The organism is Gramella sp. Hel_I_59 (assembly GCF_006714895.1).
GTDB lineage: Bacteria > Bacteroidota > Bacteroidia > Flavobacteriales > Flavobacteriaceae > Christiangramia.
In genome coordinates, this window is record NZ_VFME01000001.1 from 1,293,790 (window position 1) to 1,305,633 (window position 11,844).

General features: G+C 39.3%; 9 protein-coding genes. 7 read left to right on the forward strand and 2 right to left on the reverse strand.

Annotated features, from left to right (window positions below):
• The first annotated feature begins 8 nt into the window (after positions 1-8).
• The 5 genes from tilS (at position 9) to JM79_RS06010 (ending at position 7,732) form a co-directional block, all read left to right on the forward strand.
• Complete coding sequence (tilS, locus tag JM79_RS05990) at positions 9-1,322, forward strand: tRNA lysidine(34) synthetase TilS (RefSeq protein WP_141877273.1); 1,314 nt, start codon at positions 9-11, stop codon at positions 1,320-1,322.
• A 102-nt stretch (positions 1,323-1,424) separates the two neighbouring features.
• Positions 1,425-3,278 (forward strand): CocE/NonD family hydrolase, encoded by a 1,854-nt coding sequence (locus JM79_RS05995; protein WP_141877274.1) that lies wholly within the window; start codon positions 1,425-1,427, stop codon positions 3,276-3,278.
• 8 nt (positions 3,279-3,286) lie between these two features.
• Positions 3,287-5,101, forward strand: coding sequence for a DUF885 domain-containing protein (locus tag JM79_RS06000; RefSeq protein WP_141877275.1), 1,815 nt, complete (start codon positions 3,287-3,289; stop codon positions 5,099-5,101).
• A gap of 2 nt (positions 5,102-5,103) precedes the next feature.
• Positions 5,104-6,105 (forward strand): aldose epimerase family protein, encoded by a 1,002-nt coding sequence (locus tag JM79_RS06005; RefSeq protein WP_260443383.1) that lies wholly within the window; start codon positions 5,104-5,106, stop codon positions 6,103-6,105.
• A 37-nt stretch (positions 6,106-6,142) separates the two neighbouring features.
• Entirely contained in the window at positions 6,143-7,732 is a 1,590-nt protein-coding gene (locus JM79_RS06010) for a solute:sodium symporter family transporter (RefSeq protein WP_141877276.1), read from the forward strand.
• Between the two features lie 131 nt (positions 7,733-7,863).
• On the opposite strand, the gene JM79_RS06015 is transcribed toward JM79_RS06010, so the two are convergent.
• Together JM79_RS06015 and galK are read right to left on the reverse strand one after the other, a co-directional pair.
• Complete coding sequence (locus JM79_RS06015) at positions 7,864-8,904, reverse strand: UDP-glucose--hexose-1-phosphate uridylyltransferase (protein WP_141877277.1); 1,041 nt, start codon at positions 8,902-8,904, stop codon at positions 7,864-7,866.
• The gene (gene galK / locus JM79_RS06020; protein ID WP_260443384.1) at positions 8,897-10,072 is read right to left on the reverse strand and encodes a galactokinase; all 1,176 of its coding nucleotides are present in this window, start codon (positions 10,070-10,072) and stop codon (positions 8,897-8,899) included. The genes JM79_RS06015 and galK overlap by 8 nt, the downstream gene beginning before the upstream one ends.
• 71 nt (positions 10,073-10,143) lie before the next feature.
• Here galK and JM79_RS06025 point away from each other — a divergent pair, with 71 nt between their 5' ends.
• The gene (locus JM79_RS06025) at positions 10,144-10,872 is read left to right on the forward strand and encodes an NUDIX domain-containing protein (protein ID WP_141877279.1); all 729 of its coding nucleotides are present in this window, start codon (positions 10,144-10,146) and stop codon (positions 10,870-10,872) included.
• 73 nt (positions 10,873-10,945) lie between these two features.
• Positions 10,946-11,833: a TIM barrel protein gene (locus JM79_RS06030; protein WP_141877280.1), complete on the forward strand. Its 888-nt coding sequence runs from the start codon at positions 10,946-10,948 to the stop codon at positions 11,831-11,833.
• Positions 11,834-11,844: the final 11 nt, after the last annotated feature.

Consider the following 11,844-nt stretch of genomic DNA (forward strand, 5'->3'; position numbering starts at 1 on the left):
GAGTAGATATGGAAAAAGCCTTCAAAAAGATCATCAAAGAAGAATACCCTTTTCTTTGCACCAATAAGTTGTTGATCGCCGTAAGCGGTGGTGTGGATAGTATTGTTCTGGCACATCTATGTAAGATGTCAAAAATGGAGTTTTCCATCGCACATTGTAATTTCAATCTTAGAGGAGAAGAAAGTGATGCAGATGAAGCATTTGTAAAAGAACTTGCAGAAAAAATGGAAGTCCCATTTTTCACTCAAAGTTTCAATACGCTGAAGTTTGCTGAAAATGCTGGTATTTCTATTCAAATGGCTGCCCGGGAATTGCGTTACAACTGGTTTGAGGAACTTTCAAATTCTATGGAGTTTGATTACACTTTAACTGCACATCATGCGAATGATAATCTTGAGACTTTTTTGATAAATCTTATTCGTGGTACCGGCCCGGAAGGTTTGCAGGGAATTAAAGATAAACATCATCAACTTATAAGACCTCTAATCAATTTTTCCAGGTCTGAGATCGAGGAATTTGCCAAGACTGAAAATTTGAAATGGCGGGAAGATTCTAGTAATGCTTCAGATAAATATATGAGAAACCGTATAAGACATCATATGGTGCCACTTATGCAGGAGCTTAATCCGCAATTGCTCGAAAGTTTTGCGAAAACTCAGCAACATTTGAACGAAAGCATGGAGCTGGTAGAGGACTATATGAGTCTGCTTTATCCAAAGATCATCAGCCGGGATGTGTTTGGTTACGCCCTGGATATTGCTTTTTTGAAGAAAGTGCCGAATTCGAAGCAGGTACTTTATCAGCTGCTCAAATCATTTGGATTTACCGAATGGAACGATGTTCATGACCTTATGGATGCACAGACTGGTAAAATGGTGCTTTCAGATACTCACAGGCTTATTAAGGACAGGAATAGATTATTGCTTACTGAAATTCAGGATGAGTCCATCAATAAAGAATATCAACTTGAAAAAGGGGAGGAGTTTGTCATGATCCCGGAATTTGGAACTCTGCATTTGACCGAAGTTGAAAAATTTGACAAGTCCGCAACCAACAGTATTTTTGTCCCTATTCGAAAACTTAAATTTCCATTGCTTATCAGGAAATGGAAAGAGGGTGACTTTTTTGTTCCCTTCGGAATGAAAGGTAATAAGAAGCTGAGTGATTATTTTAAGGATGAAAAATTCAGTTTACCTCAAAAAGAGCAATCCTGGCTACTGTTTTCCGGGGAAGATCTTGTCTGGATCATCAACCAACGTGCAGATAATCGCTTTTCCGTAGAAAAAGGAGATCGGGAAATTCTTAAAATCAGCTTCAGCTAGGAGAATTGACATATTTAATACGTGCAAGCTCTTGTTTTTCCTGAATTCCTTCAGGAATACTTACCTAATTTCTATCTTTAGACGCTTTATAAAAATAATCGAATGAAAATATTCAATACTTCCCTGTTTTCAGTATTACTTCTATTTATACTGAATCCCTTAAATGCTCAAAATGAGACAGATTACGATATCAAAGCCCATTACGATAAAATGGAAGTGGACATTCCTATGCGAGACGGTGTTAAACTCCACACTACGATCTATACTCCAAAGGATACTTCATCTGAATATCCAATGTTGATGCAGCGTACTCCCTACAGTTCCCGGCCTTATGGAGAAGATCAGTTCAGATCCAAGATTGGTCCTAACGAAATTATGATGAAAGAAGGGAATATCATCGTTTACCAGGATGTTCGCGGTAGATGGATGAGCGAAGGAAAGTATGATAATATGCGTGCCTTTATTCCGAATAAAAAGGGGAAAGAGGTAGATGAAGCCAGTGATACTTACGATACAATAGAGTGGCTGATCAATAATGTGGAAAATAACAATGGAAAGGTTGGAACCTGGGGAATTTCCTATCCAGGATTTTACAGTACGTATTCTCTGTTGAGTGGACATCCAGCTCTTAAAGCTGCATCTCCTCAAGCAAGTATCGGTGATTTCTTCTTTGATGATTTTCACCATAACGGTGCTTACTTACTTAGCTACTGGAGAGCTACGGCGGTTTTTGGATATCAGAAGGATACTCCCGTAGATACGAGTTGGTACGAATTTCCAGAACTTAAAACTCAGGATCAATACCAGTTTTTTATGGATGCGGGTCCTTTGAGCAATCTCGATGAATATTATAAAGAGGACAACGAGTTCTGGCAACAACTAAAAGAACATCCTAATTATGATGAATTCTGGCAAAAACGAGGGATCGTACAGCATATGAAAGATATCAAGCCGGCGGTAATGATCGTGGGCGGATTATTTGATGCGGAAGATCTGTACGGACCTTTCAATATTTATAAAAGCATAGAAGAGAATAGTGATAATCATAATATGATTGTTTTTGGTCCCTGGAGCCACGGTGACTGGGCTAGGGAATCTGGAAGACAGTCTGTTGGGAACGTCTATTTTGGTGATAGTATATCCACACATTTTCAAAGAGATTATGAAACCGAATTTTTTAATCATTTTCTGAAGAAAAAAACTAAGGATGCTTTGAGGTTGCCTGAAGCACATATTTATGATACAGGAGCTCGCGAATGGAATGATTATGCTCAATGGCCACCGAAGAATACTACGGAGAAAACCTGGTATCTGGGAGCTAAGGAGCAATTATCAGAAACATCTTCAGATCACGAAGAAACTTTTGTGAGCGATCCAGCAAAACCAGTTTCTTATAACAATGAGATCAAAATGGTTTTTACTCCAAGAGAATATATGTCTGGAGATCAGCGATTCGCAGCCAGAAGACCAGACGTTCTGGTATTTGAAACTGAAGTCCTGGAAGAAGACATGAAAATGACCGGACCCATTGAAGCGATGCTGAAAGTGGCGACAACGGGAACTTCAGCAGACTGGGTTGTAAAACTGGTGGATGTTTATCCTGAAGACGCAGAGAACTACGATGAAACCATGCCTCATCTTAAAATGAGCAATTATCATATGATGGTTCGTAGTGAGGTAATGCGCGGAAGATTCAGAAATAGTTTTGAGAAACCGGAAGCATTTGAGCCTAATAAAAAAACAGATGTAAATCTTACGCTGCAGGGTGTGAATCATACCTTTAAAAAAGGTCATAAAGTGCAAATCCAGATTCAGAGTACATGGTTTACGCTAATCGACAGGAATCCACAGACTTATGTAGATAATATCTTTGAAGCTGAAGAAGAAGATTTTCAGAAGCAAACACATACGATCTACGGTGATTCAGCCATTAAATTTTCAGTTTTAGAAGAATAAATCTTAGAATGAAAAAATCAGTTTACCTATTACTATTCGGAATCTTGCTAAGCTCATGTGGCAATGAAAAGCAAAATTCAGATTACTCTGAAGAGGAGCAGCAAAACGCTTCCGAAGAAATGAACGCTTACTTTGCGCGTGAGTTTAAAAAAGAAGTTCAGGAATCTCCAGAGACACAGACCCGAAGAGGGCTGAAGACAAATTATGATCAATGGGATGATTATTCAAATCTCAAATATGCTGAAGATCTTGAACAGGCGCGGGAACGTATGGATTATCTCGATAAGGTAGATGTAGCGGCTTTGGATGAAGATACCAGGTTGAGCTATGATCTATATCGCAGGCAGGTTCAAAATGAGATCGATGATTATGATTTCAGGTTCTACAATTATCCAATTGAGCAAATGCACGGACTTCATGCGGAACTTCCTGCTTTTTTAATCAATATGCACCGCATAGATTCCATTGGAGATGCCAGGGCTTATATTGCCCGACTGGAAGGACTTGAGAAAGTGATTAAAGATGTGATCGAACAATTACAGCTTAGAGAGCAGAACGGAATTATTCCGCCTAAATTCGTTTTCGACAGAACACTTGATGCTTCAAGGAACATTATAAAAGGAAAGCCATTTTCGAAGTCGGCTAACGCCAGTGCCTTACTGGAAGATTTTACCACGAAGATCGATCAATTAGATTTGGAAGATGCGGAACGAACAAAACTGGTCAATGCTGCGGAAGAGGCACTTGTAGATCATGTTCAGCCTGCTTACCAGAGTTTGATAGATCATTTGGAGAATCAGCAATTGCGCGCTACTGAAGAAGCCGGTGTATGGAAATTCCCAAAAGGAGAGGAGTTCTATGAACTGGCACTGAAAAGAGTCACTACCACAGATCTTTCAGCAGAAGAAATTCACCAGATAGGATTAAGTGAAGTAGCTCGAATTCATTCAGAAATGGAGAAGATCATGGAACAAACAGGTTTTGAAGGTAGCCTTCAGGATTTTTTTGATTTCATGAAAAATGATGAGCAATTCTATTTTGCAGATACTGAAGAAGGTAAAGAACAATATCTATCCCAAGCTAAACAGGTGATCAATACTATGAAAACCAGGCTTCCAGAATTATTCAATACCATGCCTGAAGCAGATATCGTAGTAAAAGCGGTAGAACCTTTTAGAGAAAAGAGTGCTGGTAAAGCTTTCTACCAACAACCCGCTTTGGATGGTTCCCGCCCCGGAACTTATTATGCGAATCTTTATGATATGAAAGCGATGCCTAAATACGAAATGGAAGCACTTGCTTACCACGAAGGAATTCCAGGCCATCATATGCAGATCGCTATTTCACAGGAACTTGATTCTATCCCAGATTTTAGAAAATTCAGCTTTTACACTGCTTACGTGGAAGGTTGGGGATTATACAGTGAATATATTCCGAAGGAAATAGGATTTTATAAAGATCCGTATTCAGATTTTGGCCGGCTTGCTATGGAACTTTGGAGATCCTGCAGACTGGTAGTAGATACCGGTATTCATGCCAAAAAATGGACCAGGCAGGAAGGTATAGATTATTACCGTGAAAATACACCAGCTGCTGAAAGCGCCTGCGTTAAAATGGTAGAAAGACATATCGTAATGCCAGGGCAGGCGACGGCTTATAAGATCGGGATGAATAAGATCCTGGAACTTAGAGAAAAGTCGAAAACTGAACTCGGAGAAGAGTTTGATATACGTGAGTTTCACGATGTTGTATTAATAGATGGTGCTTTACCGCTAACGATCCTGGAGACTAAAGTGAACAACTGGGTACAGAGCAAAAAATAAGTATGTTGAAAACAGTACAGGAAGAAGATCTAAAGATCATCGAGTTAGAAAATGGGCAGCAGAGCAAGCTAAAGATCCTGAACCTTGGAGCGACATTATATAGCTTTAGCATAAAAGATAAGAATGACAAGCCGGTAGAAGTTGTTGCAGGTCCTGCTAAGATTACAGATTATATTAGTGAAACTTACTGGGAGCATAATAAATGTTTTGGAGCCAGTATTGGTCGTTTTGCGGGAAGAATTGCTGAAGGGGAATTCAGCATTGGCGAGGAAGATTTTAAGCTGGAGGAGAATTTAGACAATACGCATTTACATGGAGGAGCAAATGGTTTTCAAACGAAAATCTGGGAAATCAAAAAGATCTCAGAAGCACCGAATCCTTCGGTAAAACTGACTTACGTAAGTAAGCATATGGAAGAAGGTTACCCTGGCGAAGTCACAGTTGAGGCGACTTACACTCTGACTGAGGATAACAAAGTGAAGCTTTCCTACCGCGCCACAACAGATAGAAATACGATCATTAACCTTACCAATCATACTTACTTTAATTTGAATGGAGGAGGAAGTATTAGTGATCATTTTATGCAGGTAAATGCTTCCAAGATCCTGGAACTGGATGAAAATAACCTACCGACTGGAAATTTGACAAAACTCAGGGATCATCCTAAGGACTATCGCGAGAATAAACTGCTTGGCAACAGGGAACTTGATGATGTGTATGTTTTGGATGTGATGGAAAATGAAGTGCAGGCACAGTTATTCGCTCCGCTCACCGGTATCAAACTCAAAGTGATGAGCAATCAGCCCGTTTTAGTCATCTATTCTCCGGAAAGTCTTCCGGCAGATATAGTGTATCTGAATAAGATGGATGAAAATTTTCCAGCGGTCGCGATTGAAGCACAAAATTATCCTGATGCTCCCAATTTCAGAAACTTCCCTAGCAGTCTTCTAAAACCAGGTGAAGTCTATGAAAACAACATCGTTTTTGCTTTTTCTGTGAAATAATAATTCTATATTTATCCGAAGATTTTAAGAAAAGATTATGATAGGAATTTTATCCTTCGTTGGATTTACAGCACTCGTAGCTATTATCGCATATTTCGCGACAAGATCAACAGATGAAACTACCAGCGATGGTTATTTTTTAGGAGGTAGAAGTCTAACGGCCGGTGTAATTGCCGGGTCAGTGTTACTTACTAATCTTTCTACCGAGCAGATCGTAGGATTGAATGGATCTGCTTACAGCGAAGGAATACTTGTAATGGCATGGGAAACTCTTGCAGCATTAGCCATTGTAATTACAGCACTGTTCCTACTTCCCCGCTATTTAAAAGGAGGTCTCACTACTGTACCGCAATTCTTAGAGAAAAGATTTGATAGAACGACGAAATCAATAGTATCCGGATTGTTCTTATCTGGATATATGGTCATATTGCTACCTATTGTACTGTATTCCGGTAGTATTGCCATAAGTACGATGTTCGAGATTCCCGAACTTCTTGGAGTAAGTGATACTGCTGCCTTATGGATTTGTGTATGGGGAATAGGTATAATTGGTTCTATTTACGCAATATTTGGTGGTTTGAAAGCAGTAGCTGTATCTGACACCATTAACGCGATCGGACTGTTAATTGGAGGTTTAATGATCCCTGTTTTTGGCCTTATGGCCATCGGCGATGGAGATATGCTAAGCGGTTTAACTACCCTGGTAGATTCGAATCCTGAGAAATTTGATTCAATTGGAGGTTCAGATGCTTCAGTTCCATTTTCTACAATATTTACAGGAATGATGCTGGTTCAACTTTTTTATTGGGGAACCAATCAGGCAATCATTCAGAGAGCACTGGCTGCAAAGAATTTGCGCGAAGGCCAGAAAGGTTTAATGCTGGCAGCTTTTATAAAAATCTTAGGTCCAATAATCGTTGTTCTTCCTGGAATCATTGCTTGGCATTTGTTCGAAGGTAATCTTGAGAATGCAGATCAGGCTTATCCAGCACTTGTGAACGAAGTTTTACCACCGGTACTTGTAGGATTCTTTGCAGCAGTTCTATTTGGAGCAATTTTAAGTTCTTTTAACTCTGCACTTAATTCCTCGGTTACTCTCTTCGGAATAGATATTTATAAGCATCATTTTAATCCAGATGCTTCGGAAAGAGAAGTTGTGAAAAAAGGTAAAACCTTTGGGATTTTTATTGCAATTGCATCTATGTTTATTGCGCCACTAATCGCTAACGCTCCTCAAGGTCTGTTTGGTTATCTTCAGGAAGTTAATGGTTGTTACAGTATTCCAATTCTTACGATTGTAGTTGTTGGATATCTTTCTAAAAGAATCCCAGCACTAGGTGCAAAAGTAGCACTGTTTAGCGGTGTTGGACTTTATCTGGTATACTTAGGATTGAAGTATTTTGTTGTTGGTGAAGATGCCTTACCACATTACCTACACGTAATGGCGATACTATTTGTGATGAATATTGCAATCATGTGGATCATAGGAAGGGTGAGACCTAGAAAAGATGAATTCGTGTTGGAACACACTAAGCAGGTAGATATTAGTCCGTGGAAGTATGTGTTACCAGTGGGAATAGTAATATGTGTTTTGGTAATTTTCGTTTACGTTTATTTTGCACAGTAGTGATAGAGCTTAGAGATATACAAGAATTGCTTTTAATGCATCATTCGTAACAACAAAACAAAGAACTATAAATAAATAACCCTCGAAAGATCGATCTTTCGAGGGTTTTTTATTTAAAAGCTGGTTTTGAATTAGCTCTTTTTATAATGTATATTCGGTTGTGCATTCAGCATCTTTACGGCCTGTTCTGCGGTGATGTCTCGCTGAGGTCCTGCAAACATTTCGTAACCAACCATAAACTTCTTAACCGTTGCAGATCGCAATAATGGCGGGTAGAAGCTCATATGAAAATGCCATTCAGGATGGTTCTTGCCATTGGTTGGGGCTTGGTGTATCCCGGATGAGTACGGAAATGACGTTTCAAACAGGTTATCATACTTTATGGTAAGCTTTTTTATAATATCTGCAAAAGCAATCTCTTCTTTTTCATCAAGTTCTGTTATTTGCTGAAGATGCCTTTTAGGAATGATCATCGCTTCGAAAGGCCATACCGCCCAGAATGGAATTAAGGATACAAAATGCTCATTCTCATCGAGAATGCGTTCTCCTAAAGTCAGCTCCTGACTTAAATAATCACCAAGAAGGCTGGAGTTGTTCTTTTGCCAGTATGCTTTAAATCTCTCAGATCTTTTCGAAATTTCGGTTGGGATGGACGATTGCGACCATATTTGCCCATGAGGATGCGGATTGCTACACCCCATGATAGCCCCCTTATTTTCAAAGATTTGGATGTAATTGATGTCTGGATTTTTCCCTAGCTCAGAGAATTCGGTTTTCCAGATCTGCACAACCTTCGTGATTTCTGAAACTTCCATCAATGGAAGAGTTAGCGAATGATCTGGAGAGAAACAAACAACTTTGCAAATTCCCCTTTCAGTTTCAGCCTTTAATAAACCATGCTCAAAATTTAATTCAGGAGTATCCGGAAGCAGAGAGCTGTAATCGTTTATGAAAGCATAAGGTTCAGAATATTCCGGATTAGTTTCTCCACTTGCCCTGGTATTTCCTGGACATAGATAGCAACCCGGATCGAACGAGGCTTTCTCGCTGATTTTATTCTCTTCGGTTTTACCCTGCCATGGTCTTTTTGTGCGATGCGGAGAAACCAGTATCCATTCACCGGTCAAAATATTATACCTGCGATGCGGTAATTTGTTCAATTCATTATTCATGGGATACCAGTTTTATTATTTCTGTTCCGGCTGATGGTGCTACTTCAATTGCTTCCGGATAGATCTTGAATCTTTCAAAATACGCTTCGGAAACTTCAGTAATATAGCCTTGAATATTTTCAGAATTGATGAGGTTAATGGTGCAGCCGCCAAAGCCACCACCCATCATCCTGCTTCCATAGATAAATTCTTTTGCTTCAGCATAATTAACCATAAAGTCCAGTTCCTGACAACTCACCTCATATTGATGCTGCAAGCCGCGATGAGAAGCATACATCAATTTCCCTAGAGATTGAAGATCATTATTGCGAAGCGCATCTGCAGCTGCCTGCACACGATCGTTTTCCTGTAGTACATATAAACAGCGTTGGTAAGTCTGCTCAGAAAGTTCTGATCGATAATTTTCTAGCAAGTTAAAGTCCACATCTCGTAAGCTTTTTATTTGCGGATTCTTCAATTGAATTGTCCTGATCGCTGCTTCACATTCCTCACGCCTGGAATTGTAATCACTGTCGGCCAGATTATGGGAAACCCTTGTATTTAAAAGGAGCAATTTGAAATTTCCAAGATCTGCAGGAATATATTCAGTAGCAAGACTTCGGCAATCCAGTTTGATAAAATGATCTTTTTTACTGAGAATGGAAGCAAATTGATCCATGATTCCGCAGTTGGAACCTACAAACCTATTTTCTGCACGTTGAGCCATCTTTGCGATTTCAATGTCGCTCAAATTCAGATCAAATAATTCATTAAGGCCTGTACAGAATCCACATTCCAGTGCTGCGGAAGAACTTATCCCGGCACCGGTAGGCAGATCGCTGGAAATTATACAATCAAAACCTTCCAGTATTTTATTCTCCTGCTGAAGTTCGTGAATGATCCCGAGTAAATAATCTCTCCAGTCGCTTTGCTTTTTTAATGGCTGGTCGAGATGAAATTCAAATCCATTATTAAAAGTATCACTGTATATTCTGCAGAAGTTTTCCGTATCATTTATTCTGAATTTGAATCTTATATGTTTATCGATCGCTGTGGGCATCACGAAGCCTTCATTATAATCTGTATGTTCTCCAATCAGGTTGATTCGTCCAGGAGAATTTACGAGTAATTCCGGTTGGAAATCATCAAAAACCGAAGGCTTCGTAGAAAAAGATCTGATATTTGTCAAGACTTGATTAATTTTGAGTAATTCAAATATAATAAACGTCAGACTTACATTTATTATTTCAGAATATAATTATGCATACTAAGAACTCACAACCCGATGTTTTTGAACCAACAGATTTGTACCAGGTCAGGGAGAAAATGTATGTCGCAACAGACTGTATCATTTTTGGTTTTCATGAGGGTAAGCTAAAATTACTTGTTTTCGAGCGCCAGGTCGAGCCCTTAAAAGGTTCCTGGTCGCTAGTTGGTAGCTTTGTACGGCTGGACGAAGATCTGGAAGTGGCAGGGCAGAGAGTTTTAGAAGAGGCTACCGGGTTGAAAGAGGTTTTTATGCAACAATTAAAGACCTATGGTAAACAGGACCGTGACCCGGGCTACCGTTGTATTTCTGTAGCTCAGTACGCTTTAATTAGAGTGGAGGATTACATAGACAAACTGGAAAAACATTATGGTGCCCACTGGTTTGAAATCGATGATCTTCCCGAATTAGTTCTGGATCATGATCAAATGGTACAGGATGCATTGGAACAACTAAGGCATAACGCGCGTCATAGACCCATTGGTTTTGAGCTGCTGCCAGAGAAGTTTACCATTCCACAGTTACAGAACCTTTATGAAGCGATCTACCAGAAGCCACTGGACGCGAGAAACTTTAGAAAAAAAGTACTATCTCTCAATGTTTTAGAAAAACTGGAGGAAAAAGATAAATCGGGTAGTAAACGCGGTGCTTTTTTGCATAAATTCAATAAAGAGAATTACTTACAACTATTAAAAGCAGGATATAATTTCGAGATTTTCTAAATCTGAAAATAGTTTCTTTAAATAATAATTGTATGAATTACATTTATTATTAATTTAGGACAAACATTTCAGGATGGCTAAAGATCAATTTCGTAGAACACTATTAAAGAACCTGGGAATTGGAGCTGGGCTACTTGCTATTCCATCATTTTCGAATGCATCCGGTTTCGATGTTGCAAAAATTAATTTAAAGGAATCTACTTCAAAGATCAATCATTCTGTTTGTCGCTGGTGTTATGCAGATATCCCACTTAAGGAGTTTGCCAAGGCTTGCAAAAAATTAGGAATTAGCGGCATTGATCTTTTAAAACCTTCAGAATGGCAAATTGTGCAGGAAGAAGGTCTAGCATGTTCTATGGCTACCGACGATTTTATCAGTTTAACCGATGGATTCAATGACCCTGAAAATCATCAGACATTGCAAACTTCTTATAGAGAACTCATCGACAAAGCTGCTGATAATAATATACAGAATGTCATCTGTTTTTCTGGGAGTCGGCGTGGGATGAATAATGAAACCGGCTGGAACAACTGTGTAGAAGGATTAAAGCCCTTATTGGACTATGCTGAATCACGCAATGTTACGCTTGTCATGGAATTGCTGAATAGCAAAGTGGACCATCCAGATTATATGGCAGATCATACGGCTTGGGGAGCCGAACTTGCCAGAAGACTGGACAGACCCAACTTTAAATTACTCTACGATATTTACCATATGCAGATCATGGAAGGTGACGTTATTCGAAACATTAGAAAATTTCATTCGTACATCAATCACTATCATACCGCGGGAAATCCTGGAAGGAACGAGATCAATAATTCTCAGGAATTAAACTATCCTGCAATCATTCAGGCGATTTATGATGCCGGTTTTGACGGTTATATCGCTCAGGAATTTATTCCTACCTATGAGAATAAGCTAAAAGCACTCGAAGAAGCCATCGGGATCTGTACTATCTAAACATAAATTTT